Here is a 25571-nt window from a genome sequence, read left to right on the forward strand (position 1 = left end):
GAGGATGCTGGAGCTGTTCGACAGTTATCCGATCACAAGGTTGCAACCCATTGGCACGCATGGCATCGCCGATATTGCCAATCTGGAATTCCAGCAGATAAGCTCACCGCCATTTCCATCAGGAGTGTCCACCATGACCCGCGACGCACAATTCGAACAGGGGCTGCAAAAACGCAAACAAGTGATGGGCGAGGCCTTTGTCGACAAGGCATTTGCCAATGCAGACGCCTTCACCGCGCCCCTCCAGGAACTCGTCACCCGCAACGCCTGGGGCACGACGTGGTGCCGCGATGGACTCGACCTGAAGACCCGCAGCCTGCTCACCCTGTCGATGCTGACCGCCCTCGGCCGGGCAACCGAACTCAAAGGCCACGTGCGCGGCGCCGTAAACAACGGTGCCAGCGTGAAGGAAATCCAGGAAACACTGCTGCACGCCACCGTCTACTGCGGCTTCCCCCTCGCCATCGACGCCTTCCGCTCCGCCCAGGATGTATTGAAGGAAATGGGGATGATTACAGACTGAAATTGAGCCTATAAACGCTTCGCCCGGTCATGCTGGCCGATCGACGGGCACACCGGGATGAGCACGCAGGTACATCTCGGCAAGCGTCTCCTCCCCCCACTATCAAGCCGGCAATATCACTTCAAATATTGCGCCGCCTTCAGGACGATTCGCGGCCGTGAGTTTCCCCTTGTGGCGCTCTACGACAGCTTTACATAGTGCCAGCCCAAGGCCCGTGCCACCGGCACCGGTCGCCGTGCGCGAACTCTCGTAGAACGGCTCGAAGATGGCGGCCAATTCCTTTTCGGGGATACCACACCCCTCATCAATGATCTGGATGCACAGGGCAATGGCACGGGACGGGGTCAGCTGCGTCAGAGCCGGCCTATCCTCAAGTTTGACGATGATTTTCGATTGCTCCGGTGAATAGCGCAGGGCATTGCCAATGAGATGCTCCAGCACCTGGCGCAAGAGTGCCTCATCACCAAAGATCACCGGGAGCGAAGAGTGATTCTCTATCACAATATTCTGCCGTCGCCTTTGCGCTGTTCCTTCCATCATGGCGCAACATTGAAGAGCGAATTGCGAGGGCGATAGCTGGCGTAGATTTTCAGCTGCCACAACCGAGTACTCTGCCCAGGTGGCCTCGGCGAGCTTCAATAGCGACTCGATAAGCTGGTGCAAGCGCTGCCCAGACAGCTCGATCTTTTCGAAATACTCGCGCAGCTTTTCCCGGGGTGCGCTACCGACCTTACCTTTACCGATCTGCACAAAGCCGAGAATCCCTTGCATGGGCGTGCGCATTTCATGGCTCACGTTGGACATGAACCGAGTCTTGACTGCATTGGCAGACTCCGCTTCCGCTCGCGCCGTAGCAAGCTCCGCTGTGCGCACCAGCACGCGGCGCTCCAGTTCGAGTTGTGCCTGCTTACGTTCGGAAATGTCCCGAAATAGAAACACGAATTTATTGGCCGGCGCAGGCATGTGAGTAACGCTGACCTCAACGTCGAGCAAGCGCCCGTCGCAGCAGCGATGCCGGCTTTCATAACGGTCGAAACCCCTCTCTCGAATCCGGTGCAGCATCTCGGGAATGGTCTCGGAGTCACTCATCTCCTTGATGTCCCGTATATTCATGCGCAGCACTTCCATACGCGCATAACCCAGCATGCGGCAGTAGATTTCATTGACATCAATACAGCGGCCTTCCGCATTCGCCAATACGAAACCATCCGGCGTGGTATTCAAAACTCCTTGATACTCCCCCTCGACCGTGATCAGCTTGTCCTGCGTCAGCTCCAACTGCATTCCCAAATAGGCCATGTGGGAGACTGCGCCAGTCAATAGCCCAGCTATCGCGATCAGGATCCCGCCATACGTTGTCGCCATCATGTTCGCGTTGAGTGCGCCATAAACAAGCTCGCTCAGGCGCAGCAAAAAGCCGACCACCAACAAACCATGGAAACCTGCAATCACCAGCGCGCTGCGGTTTTGCAGCCTCCGACCGATCTGCCAGGCAATCAAAGCGATATAGCCAAACAGAACCAGGAGTAGCACATGGATGTACCCAATGCGCAGGGCAACATCATCAAGGCCGATTCTGATGAACTCGAAAATGGCGATGGCGACGATGGCGCCAAGCACGATCCAGGACCTTGGCCACGGCTTGCCGACTTCATGACGCAACGACTGAATACGAACGAGACTGCCCAGCACAACAAGGAAATTGGCCAACGGATAGCTTACCCAGGCCGGCACTTGCAAACGCAAGCCAAACAGGAGGGTCCCGACCCCGATCAGGATACCGCTGGCACACCATAGCCCGAGCTTCAGCGATGGCGATCTGGACAATGCCCACCACGTGAAGGCTGGCATGACCAGAATTATTATGCCGGCAAGCTGGAAGGCCGTCGGGATATGAAAATCACTCATGTTCGTACTACGTGCAGTCGAGTGGCAGGAAATCGAAAAACTGCGTTCGCTGGCAGGCCGGCGCGTTGCTTCTCAATATTCTAGGGCTATCACTGTTTGCAATCTTTAAACAATTGTTCGGCAGCCCACGCCTGCCCATCCATGGTCGATTGACGGAAGGTACGCAGCCGCGGCAGCGTTGCGCATTCCGGGCGATAGACCAGGTAGTAGGCCAGTTCCGACTGAAAATCGATCTCGGGGAAGAGTCTTGCCAAGCCCCTGCAGATTTCGATTGCTCTTGATCATCCAGTCCGACTCGTCGTGATTAGAAGGCACGACTGATCGTGATCAACGCCTCCGGCAAGTTGCTTTCGTCCGATCGCTTCACTGTGGATGGCACCTTGATCGACGCCTGGGTGAGGAGCGCCTGGTTGATGGCCCTGCCGACGGAGTAATGGTCCGAGTGCAAGTGGCTAACAGCAACACCTGACGCCCCCCAAGCAAAGCGATCACGAACGCCCCCAGGCTGGGGCCTATTGCTGCAGCCAGACTACCGACCGCGCCCAACACCGCCATGCCGGCCACCCAGAACACCGGCTACGGTGAGGCGGTGCTGGGGTGCGATCTTGGTACTGTCTGCTCCATGGTGGCGGGTGAGGACATGACGGCCTGACTATCCGAATCGGTCATATGGAAGGTCAGAATTGATTCAGGCGAGCCCGAACGTCTTCCGCAGCCCCTTCTCAACCGGGGTCGCAGGCATGAAGCGGCGCAACTTGGCCAGAAGAGAGGCCTCGCCTTTGGGCGTATGGCGCATCTTCCAGGCTCCCAACGCGGCATCGACAATCGTGGCGGCGACGCCATCGGGCATGGGCGCCTTTTTGACATTGTTTTGAATTGCCTGGGAAACGACACCGAGCTCCTTGTTGTAGTCAGGAATTCGGGAGACTGCCTGGGGTGCATTGAGATCCAGGTTGGTCTTGGTAAAGGAGGGTTCGACAAGTGCCACGCGGATACCGAATTGGCGCACCTCATGATCCAGGGTCTCGGACAGTCCTTCAACGGCGTGTTTGGAGGCCGAATAGAGCGCCATATATGGCGCCGGCAGAAAGCCCAGCACCGAACTGACGTTGACGATGCGACCAGAACGCTGCTCGCGCATCTGCGGCAGCACGGCTTTGATCACGCGCAAAAGCCCGAAGAGGTTGGTGTCGAACAGCGTTTGAGCTTCGGCAATCGACGTTTCTTCCGTCGCACCCAGCAGGGTTACGCCTGCACTGTTGACCAGCACGTCGATCCGCTTGGCATGAGCAATGACTGTCTGGATTCCGCGTTGAACCGATGCATCGTCACGGATATCCATCTCAATCAGTACAACACCGGGAATTGGCATTGCCTTGCTGGTGTTGCGTACGGTACCGAATACTCGGCAACCACGTTTGGCAAACTTCTCCGCGGTGGCGCGTCCAATGCCGGACGACACACCAGTAACCAGTACAACTTGAGCATTCGACATGGCAATTCCTTTTCAGCAACAGAGGATTGAGGAGTGAGCCAGGGGCAACCGCCAATCACTGGTGCGAGTGAGCGGGCCTGATCTTGAACCAGATGGAATACATGGCAGGCAGGAACACGAGCGTCAGGATCGTCCCGGCAAAAGTGCCGCCAATCAGCGTGTAGGCCAGCGTTCCCCAGAACACCGAATGGGTCAGCGGGATGAAGGCCAGGATCGCAGCCAGTGCAGTCAGGATCACCGGACGCGCGCGCTGCACGGTCGCTTCGACAAGCGCACGGAAAGGGTCCAGCCCCGCCCGCTCGTTTTCACGAATCTGCCCGATCAGGATCAGCGTGTTGCGCATCAGGATGCCCGACAGCGCGATCAAGCCAACCAGCGCATTGATGCCGAAGGGCTGCTGGAACAGAAGCAGCGTCGGTACCACGCCGATCAGTCCCAACGGACTGGTCAGGAAGACCATGACCATTCCGGCGATAGAGCGGACCTGCAGGATGATGATCAGCAGGGTGGCGGCTAGCATGATGGGGAAGATCGGCAGCATGGCGACCGAAGCCTTGCCCGATTCTTCGATGGAGCCGGCCTCCACGATGCGGTAGCCGCTCGGCAGCTTGTCCATGACGGGCTGGAGCTGCTTGGTCATGGCCGTCGACACGTCCGGCGGCTGCAAGCCTTCGGCGATGTCGCCGCGCACGGTGATCGTCGGCGTGCGGTCACGCCGACGCAGGATGGGGTCTTCCATGCCCACCTCGACCTTGCCCACCTGCGACAGCGGGATGCGCTGCCCAGCCGATCCGACCAGCGTGAAGCCTGCGATCTTCACTGGATCGAGACGGGCACCGCCGGCCGAGCGACCGACGACCTGTACCGAGCGGATATCCTCCCGCACCTCCGTCAGCGGTGCCCCGCTCAGCAGGAACTGCAACTGCAAGGCGACCGAGCTGGAACTCAACCCAACCGCCTGGAGCCGGTCCTGGTCGAGGGTGAAGTGCAGGGTCGGGACACGCGGGCCCCAGTCCGTATTGACGGTGCGCATCATCGGGCTGGCGTGCAGAACGGCCTCGACCGCAGCGGAGATCTCGCGCAGCTTGTTCGGGTCCGGCCCCATGACACGGTAGGCCACGGGGAACGGCGAAGGAGGCCCGAACACGATCTGGGTGACACGCACCCGCGCCTCGGGCGCCAAGCCGTCGGCTATCACCTGACGCAGTCTGAACTTGAGGGCTTCCCGTTCCTTGTCGTTGCCGGTGAGCACCACGATCTTGGCGAAGGACGGATCGGGCAGCTCAGGTGCCATCGCCAGGAAGAAGCGCGGTGCGCCTTGGCCGATGTAAGCGGTGACGACCCTGGCTTCCTCCTGCTTGGCCAGCCAGGCTTCGACCTTCGCCGTCGCGGCGCTGGTCTGCTCGATCGAGCTGCCGTAAGGCATCTGTACCTCGACCAGCACTTCAGGCCGGTCGGAGGTCGGGAAGAACTGCTTCTTGACCACGGCCATACCCAGCACCGCCATCACGAACAGGCCGATCACCGTGCCGGCAACGATCCACTTGCGGGCGATGACGCGCCCCAATATCTGACGGAAGCGGTTGTAGCGCGGCGTGTCGTAGATCGCCTCGTGCCCCCCCTCGACTTTCTTGAGCTCGGGCAAGAGCTTCACACCGAGGTAAGGCGTAAACACCACCGCCACCACCCAGGAGGCGATGAGTGCGATACCGACGATCCAGAACATGTTGCTGGTGTATTCACCTGCCGTGGAGCGCGCGAAGCCATTGGGCATGAAGCCGACGGCCGTGACCAGCGTGCCGGACAGCATGGGTGCCGCCGTATGACTCCAGGCATAGGCCGAGGCCGCGATGCGGTCATAGCCTTCTTCCATCTTCACCACCATCATCTCGATGGCGATGATAGCGTCATCAACCAGCAGCCCCAGCGCCAGGATCAGCGAGCCGAGCGTGATGCGGTCGAAGTTCTTGCCGGTGGCCGCCATGATGACGAACACCGCCGCCAGCGTCAGCGGTACGGCTGCCGCCACCACAATGCCGACGTGCCAACCCATGCTGACGAAACACACCACCATCACCACCAGCAGGGCGACGAAGAACTTGACCATGAACTCGTCCACCGCCGAGCTGATGTTGACGGACTGATCGGTGACCTTGGTCAGTGTCATGCCCAGCGGGAGTTCCGCGTTGATCTTGGTGACTTCTGCCCCCAGTGCCTTGCCCAGGTCGAGCCCGTTCCAGTGGTCGCGCATCACGACGCCGAGCAACAGCGCCGGCTCGCCGCCGTTGCGAACCAGGAAGGTGGCGGGGTCTTCATACCCCCGCTCGACGCTCGCCACATCCGACAGCTTCAGGGTGCGGCCCTGCGCAACGATCGGGGTCTGGCGGATCTTCTCCAGCGAGTCGAAGGCGCCATCGACGCGCACGAAGACCTGCGGCCCCTTGGTTTCGATCGAGCCGGCGGGCGTCAGCACGTTCTGGCTGTTGAGCGCGGCGAAGATATCCTGCGGCGCGACACCCAGCGTCGCCAGGCGGTCGTGCGAGAAGGACACGAAGATGCGTTCGGGCTGCTCTCCGATGATGTTGACCTTCTTGACGCCGGCGACATGCAGTAATCGCTGGCGCAGCGCTTCCGCGTCGCGCACCAGCAGTCTCTGCTCTTCGCCCTTGGCCTTGAGGGCGAAGAGCGCAAAGGTCACGTCCGCATATTCGTCGTTGACCATCGGACCGATGACGCCTGCAGGCAACTTCTTGGCCTCGTCGCTGATCTTCTTGCGGGCCTGGTAGAACTCCTCCTGGACCTCCGCAGGCGGCGCGCTGTCGAGCAGCGAAACCATGATGAAGGCCAGCCCGGGGCGGGTGAAGGTTTCCGTGCGGTCATACCAGCGCAGTTCCTGCATCCGCTTTTCCAGCGGTTCGGCGATCTGGTCCTGCATCTCCTGGGCCGTCGCACCCGGCCAAGCGGTGACGATCGTCATCTGCTTGATCGTGAATGGCGGGTCTTCCGCACGCCCGAGCTTGAAGAACGCAAGAATGCCAGCAGCCGAGATCAGGACGATCAGGAACAGGGTGATGGCGCGTTCGCGTACCGCGAGTGCCGACAGGTTGAAACGCCCCTCGCTCACGGACGCGCTCCTTCAGCCGCAGTGGCGACGGCGAGACCCGCCACCCGGACCTGCTCGCCTTCGCGCAGCAGATGTGCGCCGAGCGCAACGATCCGTTCCCCCTGCTTGATCTGACCCGCAACGTAGGCGCCGGTGTCATCCATGCGCTGAACCGCGACCGGTCGCCAGGACACCTTTGCCGGCTCGCCGTTGATGGTCCACACCCCGGGTCCTTTGCCCGCGTCGAACAAAGCGCCAATCGGCACGTGCAGACCGTCTTGCCCTGAGAAACGTCCATCCGGGATCTGGATTACGACCGTGGTGCCCAGCGGTGCGTTTGACAGTTCACCATCCAGCACATACCGCGCCTCGAAGGTACGCGTAAGTCGATCCGCCGAGTTGGAGAGCTGCCGGAGCCTGGCCGGAACGCGAACGTCTTCCTTGCTGAAGAGGCTGGCTTGTCCAACGGAGCCAAGGGCAGGACGAAGCGTTTCTGGCAGCTGGATAACGGCCTCGCGCCGTCCGGCGTGGGCCAGGCGCACCACGACCTGCCCCGCATTGATGACTTGGCCGGGTTCGGCCAGCGTTTCCACGACCACCCCATCGCCATCCGCGACCAACTCGGCATAGCGGCTCGCATTACGGGCGACATCTGCCTGTGCCTCAGCGGCCCTGAGTTGGGCTTTCGCGGCATCTGCAGCGGCCTTGATCTGATCGTAGGCCGAAGAAGAGATGGCGCCGCTACCGCGCAGGTCGCGGTAGCGCGCCTCATCTTCAGCCGTCTGTTGCGCCCGAGCCCGCGCGGCGGCGACGGCCTCCTGCTGCGCCTGCGCAGCAAGCTTGAGATCGACGGGATCGATGCGCATCAGGGGCTGGCCGCGCTTGACGGTTTGCCCTGCATCCACGAGCCGCTCCAGCACCTTGCCGGAGACGCGAAATCCGAGGTCGCTTTGTACCCGAGCGGCTACGGTTCCCGTGAATGAACGCGATGCAGAAGTCGCCCCTTGAACAACCGCGGCACGCACCAAGGGGGCTTCGGTACGCGGATCGTTTGGCGTCGCTTCACCGCAAGCGACCAACGCAAACGGCAATGCGCAAATGGCAGTAGTTGTAGCGATGCGACGCCGGAGCATGAAAGTCCCCTTGTGAAATATTCAGGACTTTCATTCTGGTACTAGTGACCAATTACGTCAACAGTCACAAATCCAGTATGCGTTCACGGAGACAGACTGCGCAGCACCAGACTGGATAACTGGCCCGGTGCTTGGTCGGTGTAATCAAAGCTGTATTGCAGGAGCAGCGGGTTAAGGTAGGGGCGCATGACCAGGTAGATCGCCATCGTCGTTTCGTCCAATGGTGTCTTGCGCTCGAAGTCCCCGCTCTGACGGCCCTCCAGCAAGATCTCCTGAAGCAACTTCTGGATGTGTTCCTCATAAGCACGCGTGGCCTGCCATCGTTCCGTCGCGGCCGATGCGGCGATCTCGTAGAGCTTGCGATCCTGGAAGAACAGACGAAGGCTGGACTCGACAATGGCCTTGAACATCCGCCGCAGCTTCTCGGGCGGCGGGTCGGCTTGGGCAACGGCCGCGCTGACCTCAGTCTCAATCTGACACAAACAGTTTGCGCAGATCATCTCGCCAATGGCTTGCTTGGATTCGAAGAACTTGTAGATGTAAGCCTTGGAGAAACCGATGGCCTTGGCGAGGTCGGAGACGGTCGTCTTCTCGTAACCGTAGCGGCTGAAATGCTCCGTCGCCGCGGCGACAATTTGATTTCGCACCTCGTGGTCGGCGGGCCCCCGGGTTGCAGCAGGATAAGTCGATGAGCTTGTTTTCTTCATAGCCTGCAGCTTACGCCGGTCGAAACCATTGGACAATTTGTGACCATTTCGTACTATAGTCACAAAATATCTTCCGAGGATGAATCCCCATGCTGCCGAAACATACCTTCGCTGCGCTCATCGTTGCCGGCCTATCAACAGGCTGTGCTGTCGGCCCGGATTACGTTCGTACTGATGTGCCCTTGCCAGAGCACTTTCAAGGACAGCGCGCTGTAGAACACAGAGACGCAACAGCCAATGCGGACCTTGCCGCGTGGTGGACGGGTTTCGGCGATCCGCAACTGACCCGATTCGTGACGCTGGCGCTGGCGCAAAACCTCGATCTGGCACAAGCAACTGCACGGGTCGCTCAAGCGCGCGCAGGGCTAGGCGCTGCAAATGCAGCGTTAGTGCCATCTGGCAACGTTAGCAGTCAGGCCGCCAGAGCCTATCAATCCGTCGAAACTCCGTTGGGACGGGTTTTGAATTCGGCCCCAGGCTTCGACCGCTATGGCACCGCTTACGAAGCCAATCTTGGTGCAAGCTGGGAACTGGATGTGTTCGGAGGGCTACGCCGCGGGCAGGAAGCTGCGCTCGCCGAGTACCAGGCATCGGAAGCTGGTGCAGTTGCTACACGCTTGGCGGTGGCAGCCCAAACCGCTGACATCTACATCAGCATACGTGGATTGCAAACCCGTCTGGAAGTCGCCCGAGAGCAAGTCAAGACACAGCAAAACCTGCTCTCGATCATCAGTCTTTTGCATGCGAAGGGATTGGCTGCCGAACTTCAAGTCAGGCAGGCTGAAGGAGCCCTTGCCCAAGTCCAAGCGTCAGTGCCCGCCCTTGAGACGGGTCTGGAGGCAGCCATGAATGCTCTCGATGTAATGCTGGGCTCACTGCCCGGAACACATCGGGCAGAACTGGCTGAAGCGGGCCTTATACCTGTCGCACCGAAAATCACAGACACCGGATCACCCAGCGAGTTGCTCAGGCGGCGGCCTGATCTGATCGTGGCGGAGCGTCGCCTCGCCGCCACAAGCGCCCGCATTGGTATCGCCATCGCGGAGTATTTCCCCAAGGTATCGCTCAGCGGATTGGTTGGCAGCGCAACATCGGTGGCCAGTGGAAATCTGTTCACCGGCGGCGCCAGTCAAGCCGCTGGCGTACTCGGTCTGCGCTGGCGCCTGTTCGATTTTGGCCGCATCAATGCGCAAATCGAGCAAGCAAAGGGTCAGGAGGCCGAGATGTTGGCTGCGTATCGTCTTGCCGCCCTGCATGCTACCGAAGACGTTGAGAACACTTTTTCGGCCTTGGTTAAGCGCGAAGAGCAGGCGACAGTGCTTGCCCGAGGCGTGGACTCGCTTGCCCGTGCGCGTGCAGCCTCGTTTGCTGCCTATGAGAAAGGGACGGTCAGCCTGATCGAAGTCTTGCAGGCCGACGATAACTTGCTACGTGCATCCGATGCGCGAGCGCAAGCGCGAACGGAATCAGCCCGCGCAGCAGTCGCTGCCTTCAAGGCGCTTGGCGGAGGATGGCAGCCCGGCGAATTTAAGGCGCTCGCAGCCCGATAAGGAAGGGCAATCGATACAGAATACGTAAGCGCCCGGCCAACTCATCTTCCTCCGGCCCTTTAGCTCGTGAAACACTCCCCTGCCCGCGCCGATACCCACCACGTCACCTAAACAGTGGTGATCGGGCGTGAGAACCCGATTGAATCACGGCCGATGAAGGCCACGTTTGACGCGGCTTTTTCTTGTCGGAGCATGGTCGCGTCTGTCCAATGGCGGGCCCTGGTCGCCATGACCCGCGGCAACGCCGGCGACGTGTTCCGACGCATGGATGCGGAAAACCAGGAACACTACTTGTGGGCCTGCGGCATGATCGCGGACGAAGCCAGGGAGTTGCTGGGGAGGATTGAGGGGCGCGGGTTTGCGGGGCGGGGTGATCGGGAAGGAAGGGAACGCGTGTAGAGGTGTTGCGGGATGGCAGGAACGGAAAGCAGTGCCTGCCATCTGGCGGCGGTTCTGATGATGCCGAAGTGAGATACCTGTTGCGCGTCTGCTTGTCGGCCTTTGCCGACGGTCACGTTCAACGGAAGGAGTGGCAGCTATGAGACAGTCAGCTGACGCCGAGCGTGTTTCAGCGCTGAACGACAACTCTCCCGGCCTTTCGCTCAGGTTCGCTCGACTGCCGGGTTAGCCCTTGGCAGGCAGAGAAAGGACTTTTGGCGCATGGCTTGTTGCCCATTGCTCCGAGTCGCTAGCGATCCAGGGCACTACAATCAATGCCCGGCAACCCCATGCCTTTTCAGCCTTTTCGATCATGTCCGCGGAAGCGAACAGTGCCAAGACGACAGGAGCGGAAGAATGGTTCTTTAGCGTGGCTTGGGAACACATTGACACTCCATGTTGCTCAGAGAGCTTCAATGTCTTTCCGCTCGCCAATGCCTTCACATGGCGCTCTGACCAAACTTGGTTAAGCACGGTATTGGCCGCGTGTTTCAATGCGGGAACGAGCACCAGACCGTTTGCGTTGTGCTTTTCGCACAGAACCTTCAATGCTTCGACACCGATCGCGACGGCCGTTGGATCAGGACCGTTGGACGGGACGAGAAATCGTTCTTTGTTCATGGGGCGCGTGGTAACAATGAAAGGGCCAACGTCGACGCTCAGCGGACGCCGAAGGCGGTCCGCGGGCACAGCAGGTTAGGCCTTGAGGTAGATGCCATTGCGGACGTCGCTTTCGGCAATTTTGGCAAGCTCTTCAACTATGCGGGCCTTGTGCTGAGAGAAGTAGCCTTGCCCCACCTCAAAAGTAGCGGAATATTCAGGACTGACCTGCACTCCGTCCAAGAAGACTTTTAAAGCATAGCGGTCGTCAAGAACCGCTTCGCGAATCTCAAACGTCTTTCCCTCGTGCTTAAAACTACGACTCATTGATGATTCTCCTTAGTAAAGCCTAACGTTGAGCTACCCGTCGCTGCGCCGCTCATTGGAGCAGCGTCCAGCGACCGAAAAGAGCGAGGTTGAGTGCCATGTTAGCAGGCTGATGCAGAACCCAGTGAACGATCCGGCCACCCACCTGTCCTAGCCGTATCCTTCAAACCCCAGGCACAGCACCGATGCGCGGCGAAGTCGATCCCCAGTCCTCGATGTTCCACTATTTCTCGGTCGAGTCCCGGATTCCGGCCGATCATCCGCTGCGTCCGGTGAAGAAACTGGCCGACTCGGCACTCTCGGCGATTTCCGCGGAACTCGATGGGCTTTACGCCAAGGGCGGCCGACCGTCGATTCCGCCGGAGCGGTTGCTCAAGGCGCAGTTGCTGATCGCGTTTTACTCGGTGCGCTCGGATCGGCAGTTCTGTGAGCAACTCGATTACAACCTGCTGTTTCGCTGGTTTCTCGATCTGGACCTGGAGTCGGGTGGATTGGATCAATCCAATTTCAGCCGCCTGCGCGAGCGATTGGTGGAAACGGACATCGCCCGTCGTTTCTTTGACGAAGTGGTGCGTCTGGCCCGCAAGGACAAGCTGCTGTCGTCCGATCACTTCACCGTGGATGGCACCTTGATCGACGCTTGGGCATCCTTCAAGAGCTTCAAGCGCAAGGACGACGACGAGCCCCCCAAGCCCGGCGGTGACGGCACCGGCATGGTGGACTTCAAAGGCGAGAAGCGTTCCAACGCCACCCACCGGAGCACGACCGATCCCGACGCGAAGCTCATGAGGAAAGGCAACGGCCAACCGGCCAAGCTCAGTTACGGCGGCCATGCGCTCATGGAGAACCGCAGCGGCCTGTGTATCGATCTGCTCATCACCGATGCGACGATGGCCGAACACAAAGCGGCTCGCCAACTGCTCACCCGCGCCCGGCGCCGCAGGATTCATCCCAAGACGCTGGGGGCCGACAAGGGCTACCACGTGAAGGACTTTGTCCAGCATTTGCGCGAGCACAAGATCAAACCTCATATCGCCCGAATTGAAGGACGCAAGACACCGGGCCTCGATGGACGGACGACCTGCACCGAAGGCTACAAGGTCAGCCAGCGCAAGAGAAAGCGGGTTGAAGAGATCTTCGGGTGGTTGAAGACGGTGGGTGGAATGAGAAAGACCCGTTTCATCGGAGAAGCCCGAACCCAGATCGCCGCCTATTTGTCGGCAGCGGCGTACAACCTGCTGCGGATTGCGAAATTGCAGACGATGGGGAGTGCGGCATGAAGCGGCACTTGGAATCGGGTGAAAACCCATTTCCCTGCCCAGTCTATGGGCATAAAAATGGGATTGAGAATCCAATTTCGGGAATGAAGTCATGAGAGATCAAACAACGGGCTTCAGGCTGGACGTGGAGTCTGAGCTTTTTGCATCGGCCTGTTAGAGCCCGGCGGACTTAACGTAAGTAGCGGCATGACGCCCAATAGCCGTAAAGGTGAAGCCTAGTTCTCCGGGGCCAAATAACTGCACCCGTCGGATGGTGTTTAAAGATTCAAGGACTTCCAACTCTTGATCGACAACTAGTTTGCCGCTCCAGAATTGGGGCCCTGCCTTAAGCGCGGCAATAACATCACTGAGCCAAATCGCTTTAGCAGTTTGTTCAAGGTCACCCGTGGAGAATTTCTTTTCCTGTGGTGGCGTACCCAGTATCACAGAAAGCAGCTTGATCTGGACCGAAGTAAGGCGCGCCAGATGCTCCAAAACGGAAAGCTTCTTAGCATCGTTGGCATGCTCGACAGTTCCGCAAGTTGCCACTAACCGACCTAGTGCATCGATTTTTGCCTTGTCGGGCTCATATGAGGCTTTGTCGGAGAGAATTTTGAACGCCGCTAACGCTTCTTCCGAAGAAAACCAATCCTTATCGATTGCCTGCTGCCCCAGCTTCTGAACTTCATCTGACAGCGATGCAACAGCCGCTTCCATGTTGCGCATACGGATGGCATCAGCCTTATCAAATAGAAGATGGTCGAGGGCGCTGCCGGCCACTGGGATTGATGAGACGGCGGCCCTCAGCCACGAAGTACCGTCGGGTATGTATTTCTTAATGTCGCTCATTTTTAAGGGCTCTAACTTTGTTTTAGGGCGACAGTCTTGCCGCATAAAATCGGAATGCCGGACAACACGCTTTGCAAGTTACTGTTTAGAAGCAGGAACTACGCACAAGGCAAAAGAACAAGACAGGAAAAGCAGCAGCCGTTGCATGGTGGGTTGAATCGATCATGTGGAACCTAGGTGTATAGCATACCGTCTCGCCCAAGTGGCTGCTATCTGGATCGGATGACGACAGGCCGATGCTACCCTGTTAGCATCCGTGCCGATAGCAGTCCTTCGCCATGAGTTTAAAAATTAGGCTCCGATCAACAGCAAGGAGTCTGTCATGGAAAACCGTGAACATCGGGAGACTTGGAACAAGGGGAAGCTGGTTGGCCAGAAGGCGCCGCTCAAACTCAAAGACATCTGGGCCATCCGCATTCACCTGCAGAAAGCTCACGAGGTGCGAGACCTCGCCATGTTCAACCTTGCTATCGACAGCAAACTCCGAGGCTGTGACCTCGTCAGCCTACGGGTTCGCGATGTGACGCACGGAGGCCAGATGCTCTCGCGCGCAAATGTTGTCCAACGGAAGACGCAGCGGCCCGTCCAGTTCGAGCTCACGGAGCCGACGCGTACGCCAGTGGCAGCCTGGATCGCGAAGGCCGGCTTGAAGCTGGAAAATTCTCTCTTCCCGAGCCGACTGCACAACTCCCCGCACGTCCCCACCCGTCACTATGCGAGGATCGTCGAGCACTGGGTCGTAGCGGCTGGTCTCGGTCCTGCCGCCTACGGCACGCACTCGATGCGACGTACGAAGGCGTACTTTGATCTACAAGCGCACGAAGAACCTGCGGGCTGTCCAACTCCTGCTAGGCCACTCCAAGCTTGAGTCCACGGTCCGCTACCTTGGCATCGAGGTCGATGATGCCTTAGAGATCTCAGAGCAGGCCGAGATCTGACCCTGAAGCGGTCTTCTCGCAGAGCATCGGAGACGCGACGGGGGGCCGCTCCGCTCAGATAGTTGCCCTGATAAACGAATGGCAGCGAACCTTGAGGTTCAAGGTGTTGGCCCCAATCGCAATTTTGATACTTAGTAATTAATCAGTCACCTCAGTAGGATGGTAACAGCTTTTTTTAAGGGAAAAATATGCTGCCAACTACTAATCAACTGCCGACGCTAGGCTACCTGCACAAGGTCGTGTGCAACTGCCTAGGGTTATGGAACAGCGATAACGAAGATGTTACTTTCCACGTCGCCGCCACGGAGAAAGATCGGCGCGCCGCGTTGCTGCAGGCTTTCAAGGCAATTAAGAAAGAAGGTGGCGGGTATGGATCCCTCGACGAGCTGATCGCGGTGACTACCCATTTTGCTCCCAAGGACACGCAGAAGGTAAAAAAAAGCAGAACAATCCAAGACTACGTAAATCATTTTTCAAAAAACGACTTTGAATCCGTCGATGAATATAGTGAGTTACACCAATACATCGAGGTTCTACTTACCGAACGTTATACCCCCTGGGGCGTCTCCGAACTGGCGGTAAGGTTTTACATATCAGCACTTGGTCACTATCGGGAGTTTATTAGAGAGCACGCCTGCAATGCGCAAAGTCAGACGCACAGCTTTCAGTGTTTTCTCAGCCAAGATCTTCTCGCGCTGCCGAAGACACTAACCCGCGAACTATTACCAGGCGACACTTGGCCAGACGCGTCGCTGAATGAGCCGTGGCCCTTGAAAGGGTTCGCAGATGGCGCTTGCCGGATCACCGGTATTTCACTGCATAAACTTCATCAGTACCACGAGTTTCAGCAAGAAGGACCGCTCTATGAGCAAGCATGGAGCCGTGACTTCAGCGCCCAGCGGGTCAACACTCGGTCAAAGCAGGTGATCGATCGACTACGTAAGCACAGTAGGATGAAGTGGGAAACCTTTTATCCAACCCTTCAACCGCTGACCTACCACCTGCCGAAGGCGGTCAGCGAAAAGGTATTCGCGATTCATGCGTTTGCGGCAATGATCGCGCACAACCTCAATGTCCATGTGGCAGGTTTCGGGCCATTCGCGCCTTCGGAGCGAGGCTGCTTGACGAACCACCTGGCAGAGCGCAGCCATTCAATTCCCAGCAGCGACTTGATGGATCTGCAACTCAACGGTTACATCATTACCGACGAATCTGTCGCTCAACAGGCGCCCTACCGCTATCAAGCGCTGCTCGACAGGATCAGGAGCTTACCTGGCTCACTCAACCTCGCCGCAGACATGCCCGGCAGCGCTGAGCTCGCTTACAAGAATGAACATAGGCGGTTCACTGAAGGGGCTTGGCATGTAACGTTAGAAACTGCCCCCAGTTGGCTCATCGAATGGGCACGCGCCCGTGATGCGATGTTTGCCCGTGACAGCCTGCTGGCTCTCTCGCACTTCAAGTCAGCGCTTGAACAGGCAAAGTACGCCGCCGGGCCACTATTCGTCTCTTTTTACATCCAAGTATGTGCGTTCTGCAAATCTCAGTATCGATTGCTTTCCGAGCGAAATGAGGTTGAGTTGTTTGATCGCTTTTACGAAGGCTTGGGCCAGAGCGCAGCAAATTATGCAGGATTGATTGGCTATACTCCACAGTACGTGCGAAATCCCGAAACTCTGATGCCCCATACAACACTTCCTCTGAAGACTCAGTGGTTTATCAGAGAAATCGACGCATTCGCAAGAACCTTACGCTGCTGAAACGCCCCGAATTCCAGGGCGCTTCCAGCTAAGCATGGCATTTAAAAAAATGCATCACTACGCCGGAGAGTGATGTAACCCTCAGTTATCCGGCATGGAGAAAGAAAATGAGCAAAAATGGCGGTAACGGCGGTGGCCGTAGTGGTGGCTCCCAAGGCGGTGGTGGGAAAGGTGGCGGATCAGCTGGAGGTGGTCGTGGCCAAGGGAATGGCGGTGGATGGCCCAGTGGAACAGGCAATCCATCTGGTGGAGGGCGCAGCAATGCACCCGCTGGCGGTGGGAAAAAGTAAGTCGGGCGCTGGTTAGGCCTAATAACTCCGTCGAGAGAGATAGTCCGGCACGGCTGCTGTTCTTTGTTACACGACTTCCGAGTACGGGCTGAACTAAGGGCCGTTGAGGGGCGTGCCCGGTCGTAGCCTCAGGCTGAGAGCGGTCCTTGAAGGTCATCGGCGGCTGAACGGCCGGTGACCGACAGATTGCAGCCTATCCCCGCTCATCAGGCCACTGTCAGCAAAGGCCGATGAACAGCCTTTCAGATCAACGGCAGAACCTCGGCCTCAGCTGCCGGTGGCTTGATGGCGCAGTCAGGCAGCAATGTGCTGGTCACCTGCCGTTCGAGCGTCAGGCGACGGTGAACGGCGGCTTCTCCATCCTGCCAACTGGAACTACCGACCCTGAGCCGACGGTCACTAAACCAGACCGTGTGACCGCTATGCAGCGGTTGCGGCCATTCGCGATTGGCCCCCTAGATCGCGTTGCATGGCGGGAAGCAGTCATTGCCCGTTCTCTGTACCATGACGTAGCGTTATAGAACGCAACCTTGGGGGGATGATGGTTTCTGGGCGACGACCTAGCAATTCGAAGGCACCTGATGTCGTCAGGTATGGGGGCAAGGACCATGCGGGCCCGGCCAGCATCTATTGGTCTACAGAGCGTGCGCCCGCAGTGTCACTCGCCACGTTCAGCGCCCGATTTCTGCGCCTGGTCAAGGCCGGCGCGCTTTCCTCGGAAAACATCGACGAAGCCCTCTGGCTCACTGCGGATGAGTTCAGGCGTAAGTACGGAGCACGCCGCACTCTGGTCGAAATTGATGGGCAGTCGACCGACATACAGGCCTACTACTCGGCTCACTCTACAGAAGCGGTGGTGGACTATCGAAACTTCTGGCAGCGTGTGCGTGCACTGGCTAAAGGCAACCAACTCTCTGGCGACACTCTCTCGCATGCTTTGACCCTGCCAGCGGCAACCTGGCGGAGCTTTTACGGCGGTGGTCGTCGCAAGGGCTTCGTCTATGACGGTGACGAGTATCCCGAGCAGTCAGGTAAGCACTTTCACAGCGTTGCGGCATTGCTGCACACGCTGAACAGGTACGAAGATCGCGCGTTGGTTTGGTCTCGGCTGAAGGCCGGCTGGAACCTTGACGACGCGCTCTCAGTTCCTACGGCCTTCGCCAGTCACCGGTCCGGTTCGATCTATCGCGTCATACGCCGCAAAACCGGCGCCGTGTATGTCGGTCTTACAGTGACTTCGGTCGAACAGCGTTGGGCCTTTCATGTGCGCAGAGCAACTGAGGGGTCGACATCGAAGCTCCATATGGCGATCCGCGAGGACGGAGCCGCGGGATTCGATATTGATGCCCTCGAAACCGGCATCATGGACCCCCTCTTGCTGCCAGCCCGTGAAGCCTTCTGGGTTGAGCGTCTGGGTGCGCTAGGGCCTCAGGGTCTCAATACAGCCAAGCCCGGTGGTCTAGGAAGCCCGGGCGGCAAGATCGTCCAGTATGGAGACGAGACGTTTCGGTCCATCGAGGAAGCAGCCGATGTGCTGAGTGCGCGCCTCGGCATGGCGAAGCATGTCATTCGCACCCGGCTCCAGAAAGTCCTGCCCCTCCCGGAGGCAGACAAGGTACGGCAACGTAGCTGGCATCCAGAAGCCGGTTCTGACCTATTCCGACGCTGGAAATCGATGCAAAAACGGCACGCTGACGCTGTCGTAGCCGAATGGGTCGGCAACTATGACAGCTTCAAGGCTGATGTATCACCTGTGCCTGCCGACATGGAGTTGGTCCGGAAGCGACCTAATGAGCCCTGGGGTCCCGGCAACTTCGAATGGGTCAACACCCAAACCAAGATCGAGAGGGTGCATGGCAAGGAGCTCACGGTTAACGGGGTCAGCTACCCCTCGTTGACTGCTGTAGCCAGAACACATGGCATCGGCGTGAGCACACTGAAGAACCGCATCAACCAGCAGGGCATGTCTGTTGAGCAAGCCATAGCCGCGCCCCTGGCCGCCACTTCTTACAAGCACTCCCAACACCCGATAGTGGTCGATGGCCGTGAGTTCCGGTCGAAGCGTCAGGCGATTCTCTATATCGCAGAAACGCGAGGCATCACGGAAGACCAGGCCAAGTACCGCTTCAACACGGGCGCCTTCTGAGCTCTCGCAGTCTAGGCCGTGCGAATCAGCGGGCCGCCCACCGGGATGCGTTTCAGTTCAAGGCGGTCTGGGTCCAAATGCCGCGCGAGGTTGAATGTCGGTTAACGAACTCGACATTCGCAGTGACTGCTTGCGGCGAATGACTCCGTTCAGCCTGAACCCGTCTTTGCCGGCTCCATCCCTGCATGACTGCTTCTGGCCGAAAGTACGTGTTCGACATGATGCCAGAAAGCGGCCACACGAGCAGTTGCTCGTGTGGCCGCAGATGACTAACTAGATCTCCGTCTGCTCCGAGATCTCCAGTGCATTATCCACCTCGATGCCAAGGCATCGCACCGTGCTTTCAAGCTTCGAGTGTCCCAGCAGGAGTTGGACGGCCCGCAGGTTCTTAGTGCGCTTGCAGATCAAGGTCGCCTTCGTACGCCGCATCGAGTGCGTACGGTAGGCGGTTGGATCAAGCCCGGCCGCCACGACCCAGTGCTCGACGATCCTCGCGTACTGCCACGTGGAGATGTGCGGGGAGTTCCGTACCCGGCTCGAAAAGAGGAAGTCCTCCGACCTCAATCCCTCTTTCGCAATCCAGGCAGCCACAGCCGTGCGTGTAGGCTCGGTCAGTTCGAACTGCACGGGTCGCTGCGTTTTCCGCTGCACAACCATCGCGCGTGAGAGCAACTGGCCTCCGTGCGTCACGTCGCGCACCCGTAGAGCGACGAGGTCGCAGCCTCGGAGCTTGCTGTCGATCGCCAGGTTGAACATGGCAAGGTCTCGCACTGCGTGCGCATTCTGGAGATGAATACGAATCGCCCAGATGTCTTTGGGTTTGAGGGGTGCCTTCTGCCCAACCAACTTCCCCTTGTTCCAGGCGTCCCGATACGGATGTTCGCGGGTCTCCATGATTGGCTCCTTGCTGTTTATCGGAGTCAAATTCTTGAACTCATGGCGAAGGGCCGCTACCGGAACGGATGCTGGGGGGGTACTATCGGCCATCAAAGGTCATTGATGATTTGTCCAGATAGCGGACGTCCCAGCCGTCTTATTTGTGTCCATTATGTTGAATGGAATTCGCTGGGAATGCTTCCTCGTTTTACGATCGATTTCGGACTCATAATTCCTGGATGTGCATCCATTCATATATGGACCTAAGGGGTCCGTTTAATAGCAGCTAGGCCTCACAGGAGAGTTATTTGCGAACCGTCTTCGAAGATGAACCTATAGACCTTGAACAACCGATCTGGCGCTATTTTAAGACAGAGCGTTTTCTAGAATTCCTAAAGACCGGATATCTTTACTTCGCAGCAGCCCGACAATTTCAAGACCCTTTCGAAGGTGCTGTTGCAGTACTTCCTCCGGGCTTCCCCGCTGACCCGCGCTATGCAGGAATCGAGCCTGAAGATAGGGCCTTCGAGGAACTACGGCGCCTCACGAAAATCAATTGTTGGCACCGAGCCCAGTACGAGAGCGACGCGATGTGGCAGTTGTATGCTGGAGCGTGGAAAGGTGTCGCAATGCTCAGCACCCCGAGTCGCATCACAGCTTCTGTGGAACCATTCCGACTGAAACCTGAATACGGCTATGAAAATCTTTGGGCCGGAAACGTCCGGTACGTTGATCTTCTCAAAGAGCGGCTCGGAGTAAGTATGCTTCACCGCTTTTGGTACAAACATTTAGCGTTTTCTTGGGAAAGGGAGTTCCGTCTCGCAATCTCCCTCCGGACAGCAGAAGAATTCGGAGTCCCAGTTCCAGCGGAAGGCATCAACGTGAAGTTTGACGTACCGCAACTCGTCTATCGCATCTTCATCGGCCCATCGCTTCCCCCATCCGACGAGCAGGCTGTTCGTGAAGCCGCGTCAGCGATTGGCCTTAGCGAGTGCATACGGACATCTAGTATGCTGGGTACACCAAGGTATAAATAAATGGGTAGCGCAAACGCTTCAACATCTAACACACTCGGCCTAACTGGGCGGTCAAGCGAACGCGAACAAGGGCTATGCGTTAAGTATTTTCATGGTCCTTGTCGGCACTCTACCGGCACCGCTTACCTAGGGCGTTAGACACCATGCCTTTTGACTTCGTTGAACCAGAAGAATTTTTCCGTCAGTTGAATGACAACAAAGACTTTTGCTGCGGGCTAGGTAAGGTCATGTTGGCAGCCGGCATGCTTGAATCAACTTTGCGCAGCTACCTAAATGCAAGATCTATTGATTACAACCGAACAGCTACACTTGGCAGTTTAGTGAAAAAGCTCAACGCTGCCGATCTTCTCACCGAAAACGGCAAGAGCCACTTTGATGACATAACCAGGAAGCGCAACTATCTGGCTCACAATCTCTACGGATTATTTAACAAAGAGCTAGAGGAAACGATACTGCCCAGGGAGCAGTTGGTTTCAATTGATGCGTTAATCTTCATTGATAGGGTCGAAGCGCTCGCTCAAGATTTTGAGTTCTTTTCAAACCTTGTTGCAACCGCTGATCCGTCGAAGGCAAAGCTACTGTGAATCAACCTTTACCTAACAATTTCGTCTAGAAGGACCGTCCACAAACTGCGCTTATGGATTCCCTTTGCGCCCCCTAACGTCAAACGCTCCTAGACGGCAGCTTTTCCTACGTCTGACAGACCGCTTTGGGTCGGATCCTGCCCGCCTGCAGCAGGGAAAGCTGCCGTTCGGACTCGAAGTAGCCTGGATGACCGCTGACTGCCTGATAGCAGTCATTTCTTCCGCTGGCCATGAGCGTCTGCAATGGCCGACAAGCAGCCCCTCCATCAGCGGAGTTGATTAACCAGATCAGCGCCCTCAACCGATTCAGCCCCCCCCCCGAAGATCGCACAACGCTATGCATGAAGGCTGGCAGTCGCCTTCAGTTGATCAGCAAACTCTTATAGTTTGTGATGCATCGAGGCTCCCATGAGATGACACATGAAAACTATGACAGTTGACCATATTGGGTAGTGCAGAACTTCACTCTTGACGGCAGAGCCCCCTCGACGTGACAAGGCCCAGCAATCAGCTGGGCCTTGTGGGCTTTGCGTAACGCCCTCATCTCATACCGTCGAACGGCGGTCTACGTCGTCGCCTCCTCCACCTTCCCTGCCCTCGCCCGCGATTTCCGTTCCGACTTCTTCTTCAAGCCCAGCGCCGCGACCTGGTCGGAGTCCACGCCGTATTGCGCCTTGAACTGGTTCTTCACGCCGAGGATTGCAGCGTGGAATTCGTGCTGGACGGCGACGGCGGCATCGCGGGCGGCGGCGTAGGTATTCTGGGTGTGGGTTTCGGTGTCGAGGGCGCTCTGCAACTTGTTGAACAAGGCTGTCACGACGTCGAAGCTGTAGTCGGTGTTGGCCGGCTTGTAGTCGGGGATGGCCTTGAGGGCACGGTAGATTTCCAGGTCAGCGTATACGACCTGGGTGGGGAGACGTTTGAACAGCGGGTTTGCCATGAATCCTCCTGCGTGTGGTTTGGAAGGGAATGCGAGGCCTGTTTCATTTATGTTAAACAGGTGCAAATATCCACACAACATTATTTTTCGATGTTCACGGCGAATATTCAATGTTGACGTCGCAACATCGTATGTTCACATCGCAATGTTCTATGTTGTGACGTCAACATGCTTTGTTGACAGGGGAACATGGCATGTTGACCGTCCACTAAGCATGTTGTGGCGGCAACATTGATGAGTGCGTCGTGAACATTCGATATCGGGATGGCATTGTTCGATGTGACGGCTGCAACATCGTGTTTAGACGCGGCACTCTTTACCGTGCACGCGGCTTCGCGTAGTCTGCGCGGCCAATCCTTTCGGCATACTCTGTCAACATCGACCGAGCGCCTTTCACTTTCGTCTGTTCCGGCTTTCTCCATCATGTCGCAGCGCCTCGCGGTTTTCGATTTCGACGGCACGCTTGCCGATTCCTTCGATGCTTTCCTTGTGTCCCTCAACGAGGTGGCCAAGCGGCATGGTTTTCGGGGTATTGCGCCGGATGCGACGGAAGAGCCGCGCAAGATGTCGGGGCGGCAGTTGATGGATTACCTGGGGATTCCGTTCTGGAAGGTGCCGGCGATTGCGGTGGACATGCGGCAGCGGGTGCTGGCGCATATCGACATGGTGCAGCCCTATCCGGGCACGGCGGAGGCCTTGCGGGCGATTGCGGACCAGGGCACGACGCTGGCCTTGGTGACATCCAACTCTCGCGAGGCGGTGCATGCGGTGCTGGGTGGGGAGACGCTGGCGCTGTTTGCGCAGGTGCATTGCGGTGCGTCCCTGTTCGGCAAGCGTTTCAAGCTGCAGGAGTTGCTGTGGTCGAGCCGGCTGAAGCCGCTCCAGGTGGTGTACGTGGGTGACGAGATCCGCGATGCGGAAGCCGCGGCGGCGGTGGGCATGGCGTTCCTGGGGGTGGCCTGGGGCTTTACGCGGGCGGCGGAGTTTCAGAAGTATTGCCGGCATCCGCTGGTGGAGCGCATGGAAGACCTGCCAGCGGCGGTTGCGGCGGTGTTGCCGGGCTGAAGTGTCGCCAAGCCGTTGCCCAGATCTTGCAGGTCAACTTTGCAAACCGGCTAAGAAGCTCTAACAAAATGAGTTTTCCGCGCAGTTCAGTTTTCGCCAGCAAATAAGGCTGCAGGCGATCTTGATAAAGGCTTCGTGAATGACGGCCAATCGCTCGAATCGGACCCGCAGGCGTCGGTAATTCTGGAGCCAGCCGATGGTTCGCTCGACCACCCAGCGGGTTTTGCCCAAGCCGCTGCCGTGCGGCGTGTTGCGCCGGGCGATCTCGGTCTTGATGCCTTGAGCGTGAAGGGGCCGGCGGTACTTGTCGTGATCGTAGCCACGGTCGGCCTGGATGATGCGGGGCTTGGAGAGTGGGCGCCCCCGCTTGCCACGAATAGGTGGAATGGCTTCGACCAAGGGCAAAAGTTGGGTTACGTCGTTGCGATTGGCGCCGGTCAGGATGACCGCCAACGGAATGCCCTGCGCTTCGGTGATCAGGTGGTGCTTGGAGCCGGGGCGTGCGCGATCGGTGGGATTGGGTCCTGTTTTTGACCCGCACCCACAGCACGAATGGAGGAAGAATCGACGATGCAACGGGACCAATCGATCCTGTCGGCCGTGCGTAAGCGAGCCAGCAGTACCTCATGCAGCCTGTCCCAGACACCCGCTTCCTGCCAGGCACGCAGGCGCCGCCAGCAACTCATGCCCGAGCCGCAGCCCATTTCCTGGGGCAGCATCTCCCAAGGGATGCCGCTTTGCAGGACGAACAGGATGCCGGTCAGAACCGCTCGATCATCGAGCGGCTTGCGCCCCGGATACTTGTTCCGACGGGGCTTGGCGGGAGGTAGCAACGGTCCGATCAAGGCCCACAGATCGTCGTCGAGAAGTGCTTTGGCCATGTCCTCTATTCAAAGAAACAAGGCCGAGGTTAACGAAATTCGACCATCGTGAACAGGGGGAAATGGGTCTTTTTGTTAGGGCTTCTAACACCTCCTTCTGGCCAATCAGTGGGGTGTTGGATGACGACCTAAGAAGACCTAACAAAATGAGTTTTCCGCGCAGTTCAGTTTTCGCCAGCAAATAAGGCTGCAGGCGATCTTGATAAAGGCTTCGTGAATGACGGCCAATCGCTCGAATCGAACCCGCAGGCGTCGGTAATTGTGGAGCCAGCCGATGGTTCGCTCGACCACCCAGCGGGTTTTGCCCAAGCCGCTGCCGTGCGGCGTGTTGCGCCGGGCGATCTCGGTCTTGATGCCTTGAGCGTGAAGGGGCCGGCGGTACTTGTCGTGATCGTAGCCACGGTCGGCCTGGATGATGCGGGGCTTGGAGAGTGGGCGCCCCCGCTTGCCACGAATAGGTGGAATGGCTTCGACCAAGGGCAAAAGTTGGGTTACGTCGTTGCGATTGGCGCCGGTCAGGATGACCGCCAACGGAATGCCCTGCGCTTCGGTGATCAGGTGGTGCTTGGAGCCGGGGCGTGCGCGATCGGTGGGATTGGGTCCTGTTTTTGACCCGCACCCACAGCACGAATGGAGGAAGAATCGACGATGCAACGGGACCAATCGATCCTGTCGGCCGTGCGTAAGCGAGCCAGCAGTACCTCATGCAGCCTGTCCCAGACACCCGCTTCCTGCCAGGCACGCAGGCGCCGCCAGCAACTCATGCCCGAGCCGCAGCCCATTTCCTGGGGCAGCATCTCCCAAGGGATGCCGCTTTGCAGGACGAACAGGATGCCGGTCAGAACCGCTCGATCATCGAGCGGCTTGCGCCCCGGATACTTGTTCCGACGGGGCTTGGCGGGAGGTAGCAACGGTTCGATCAAGGCCCACAGATCGTCGTCGAGAAGTGCTTTGGCCATGTCCTCTATTCAAAGAAACAAGGCCGAGGTTAACGAAATTCGACCATCGTGAACAGGGGCGAATGGGTCTTTTTGTTAGAGCTTCTAAGAACACGCCTCACACCACTCAAAAAATCAGAATCACCAAGCACCAACAATATACTTATAATGCATAAAAAAATAGAAAAATCGAGCGATACGCCATAGCGAGACAGCTACTTAGC

The 25571-nt window shown here is 58.0% G+C and carries 23 protein-coding genes; 10 read left to right on the top strand and 13 right to left on the bottom strand.

The annotated features are described in order from the left end of the window. The first annotated feature begins 4 nt into the window (after positions 1-4). Positions 5-523 (top strand): carboxymuconolactone decarboxylase family protein, encoded by a 519-nt coding sequence (locus tag AC3QL2_RS01515; RefSeq protein ID WP_493234302.1) that lies wholly within the window; start codon positions 5-7, stop codon positions 521-523. Positions 524-625: 102 nt separating this feature from the next. On the opposite strand, the gene AC3QL2_RS01520 is transcribed toward AC3QL2_RS01515, so the two are convergent. From AC3QL2_RS01520 to AC3QL2_RS01545, 6 genes are all read right to left on the bottom strand, one after another. After that, positions 626-2431 (bottom strand): sensor histidine kinase, encoded by a 1806-nt coding sequence (locus AC3QL2_RS01520; RefSeq protein WP_493234303.1) that lies wholly within the window; start codon positions 2429-2431, stop codon positions 626-628. A gap of 89 nt (positions 2432-2520) precedes the next feature. After that, positions 2521-2685 (bottom strand): hypothetical protein, encoded by a 165-nt coding sequence (locus tag AC3QL2_RS01525; RefSeq protein WP_493234304.1) that lies wholly within the window; start codon positions 2683-2685, stop codon positions 2521-2523. Between the two features lie 434 nt (positions 2686-3119). Beyond that, positions 3120-3926: an oxidoreductase gene (locus AC3QL2_RS01530; protein WP_493234305.1), complete on the bottom strand. Its 807-nt coding sequence runs from the start codon at positions 3924-3926 to the stop codon at positions 3120-3122. Positions 3927-3981: 55 nt separating this feature from the next. Continuing rightward, a complete protein-coding gene (locus tag AC3QL2_RS01535) occupies positions 3982-7050 on the bottom strand; it encodes an efflux RND transporter permease subunit (RefSeq protein WP_493234306.1) in 3069 nt (1022 codons plus the stop codon). Further along, the gene (locus AC3QL2_RS01540; RefSeq protein WP_493234307.1) at positions 7047-8162 is read right to left on the bottom strand and encodes an efflux RND transporter periplasmic adaptor subunit; all 1116 of its coding nucleotides are present in this window, start codon (positions 8160-8162) and stop codon (positions 7047-7049) included. The genes AC3QL2_RS01535 and AC3QL2_RS01540 overlap by 4 nt, the downstream gene beginning before the upstream one ends. An 83-nt stretch (positions 8163-8245) precedes the next feature. Next, the gene (locus AC3QL2_RS01545; RefSeq protein ID WP_493234308.1) at positions 8246-8905 is read right to left on the bottom strand and encodes a TetR/AcrR family transcriptional regulator; all 660 of its coding nucleotides are present in this window, start codon (positions 8903-8905) and stop codon (positions 8246-8248) included. A gap of 53 nt (positions 8906-8958) precedes the next feature. Between AC3QL2_RS01545 and AC3QL2_RS01550 the strand changes: the two genes are divergently transcribed. Further along, on the top strand, positions 8959-10419 hold the full coding sequence (locus tag AC3QL2_RS01550; protein WP_493234309.1) for an efflux transporter outer membrane subunit: 1461 nt from the start codon (positions 8959-8961) through the stop codon (positions 10417-10419). Between the two features lie 624 nt (positions 10420-11043). Here the strand turns inward: AC3QL2_RS01550 and AC3QL2_RS01555 are convergent. Further along, on the bottom strand, positions 11044-11478 hold the full coding sequence (locus AC3QL2_RS01555; protein WP_493234311.1) for a hypothetical protein: 435 nt from the start codon (positions 11476-11478) through the stop codon (positions 11044-11046). 75 nt (positions 11479-11553) lie between these two features. Beyond that, positions 11554-11784 carry a hypothetical protein gene (locus AC3QL2_RS01560; protein WP_493234312.1) on the bottom strand — a complete coding sequence of 77 codons (231 nt, stop codon included), beginning with the start codon at positions 11782-11784 and terminating at the stop codon, positions 11554-11556. Between the two features lie 185 nt (positions 11785-11969). Here AC3QL2_RS01560 and AC3QL2_RS01565 point away from each other — a divergent pair, with 185 nt between their 5' ends. Beyond that, entirely contained in the window at positions 11970-13064 is a 1095-nt protein-coding gene (locus tag AC3QL2_RS01565; protein ID WP_493240271.1) for an IS5 family transposase, read from the top strand. Between the two features lie 153 nt (positions 13065-13217). Here the strand turns inward: AC3QL2_RS01565 and AC3QL2_RS01570 are convergent, their stop codons facing one another. Then, complete coding sequence (locus AC3QL2_RS01570) at positions 13218-13892, bottom strand: hypothetical protein (protein ID WP_493236356.1); 675 nt, start codon at positions 13890-13892, stop codon at positions 13218-13220. A gap of 322 nt (positions 13893-14214) precedes the next feature. On the opposite strand from AC3QL2_RS01570, the gene AC3QL2_RS01575 reads away from it, so the two are divergent. From AC3QL2_RS01575 to AC3QL2_RS01590, 4 genes are all read left to right on the top strand, one after another. Next, a complete protein-coding gene (locus AC3QL2_RS01575) occupies positions 14215-14760 on the top strand; it encodes a tyrosine-type recombinase/integrase (RefSeq protein WP_493236354.1) in 546 nt (181 codons plus the stop codon). A 258-nt stretch (positions 14761-15018) separates the two neighbouring features. Beyond that, positions 15019-16590 carry a hypothetical protein gene (locus AC3QL2_RS01580; RefSeq protein WP_493236353.1) on the top strand — a complete coding sequence of 524 codons (1572 nt, stop codon included), beginning with the start codon at positions 15019-15021 and terminating at the stop codon, positions 16588-16590. Between the two features lie 117 nt (positions 16591-16707). Beyond that, on the top strand, positions 16708-16896 hold the full coding sequence (locus tag AC3QL2_RS01585) for a hypothetical protein (RefSeq protein WP_493240332.1): 189 nt from the start codon (positions 16708-16710) through the stop codon (positions 16894-16896). 639 nt (positions 16897-17535) lie between these two features. After that, positions 17536-19026: a GIY-YIG nuclease family protein gene (locus AC3QL2_RS01590; protein ID WP_493236351.1), complete on the top strand. Its 1491-nt coding sequence runs from the start codon at positions 17536-17538 to the stop codon at positions 19024-19026. A gap of 273 nt (positions 19027-19299) precedes the next feature. On the opposite strand, the gene AC3QL2_RS01595 is transcribed toward AC3QL2_RS01590, so the two are convergent. Further along, positions 19300-19920: a tyrosine-type recombinase/integrase gene (locus AC3QL2_RS01595; RefSeq protein WP_493236349.1), complete on the bottom strand. Its 621-nt coding sequence runs from the start codon at positions 19918-19920 to the stop codon at positions 19300-19302. A 290-nt stretch (positions 19921-20210) separates the two neighbouring features. On the opposite strand from AC3QL2_RS01595, the gene AC3QL2_RS01600 reads away from it, so the two are divergent. Further along, positions 20211-20939: a DUF2971 domain-containing protein gene (locus AC3QL2_RS01600; RefSeq protein WP_493236348.1), complete on the top strand. Its 729-nt coding sequence runs from the start codon at positions 20211-20213 to the stop codon at positions 20937-20939. A gap of 143 nt (positions 20940-21082) precedes the next feature. After that, positions 21083-21523, top strand: coding sequence for a hypothetical protein (locus AC3QL2_RS01605; RefSeq protein ID WP_493236347.1), 441 nt, complete (start codon positions 21083-21085; stop codon positions 21521-21523). Between the two features lie 565 nt (positions 21524-22088). On the opposite strand, the gene AC3QL2_RS01610 is transcribed toward AC3QL2_RS01605, so the two are convergent. Beyond that, positions 22089-22463 carry a hypothetical protein gene (locus tag AC3QL2_RS01610; RefSeq protein ID WP_493236345.1) on the bottom strand — a complete coding sequence of 125 codons (375 nt, stop codon included), beginning with the start codon at positions 22461-22463 and terminating at the stop codon, positions 22089-22091. A gap of 423 nt (positions 22464-22886) precedes the next feature. Between AC3QL2_RS01610 and AC3QL2_RS01615 the strand changes: the two genes are divergently transcribed. Then, on the top strand, positions 22887-23528 hold the full coding sequence (locus tag AC3QL2_RS01615) for an HAD hydrolase-like protein (RefSeq protein ID WP_493236343.1): 642 nt from the start codon (positions 22887-22889) through the stop codon (positions 23526-23528). 60 nt (positions 23529-23588) lie between these two features. On the opposite strand, the gene AC3QL2_RS01620 is transcribed toward AC3QL2_RS01615, so the two are convergent. Beyond that, positions 23589-24409 (bottom strand): IS5 family transposase gene (locus AC3QL2_RS01620; RefSeq protein ID WP_493240334.1). Its coding sequence is split into 2 segments (ribosomal slippage): positions 23589-24061 and positions 24061-24409, totalling 822 coding nucleotides; the frame shifts between segments, so codons are not numbered across the junction. 138 nt (positions 24410-24547) lie between these two features. Further along, positions 24548-25368, bottom strand: a protein-coding gene (locus AC3QL2_RS01625) for an IS5 family transposase (RefSeq protein ID WP_493240282.1) whose coding sequence is annotated in 2 segments (ribosomal slippage) — positions 24548-25020 and positions 25020-25368 — 822 coding nt in all. Because the reading frame shifts where the segments join, the coding sequence is not laid out codon by codon here. Positions 25369-25571 lie beyond the last annotated feature (203 nt).

The organism is Zoogloea sp. GW822-FHT05C07 (genome assembly GCF_058800215.1).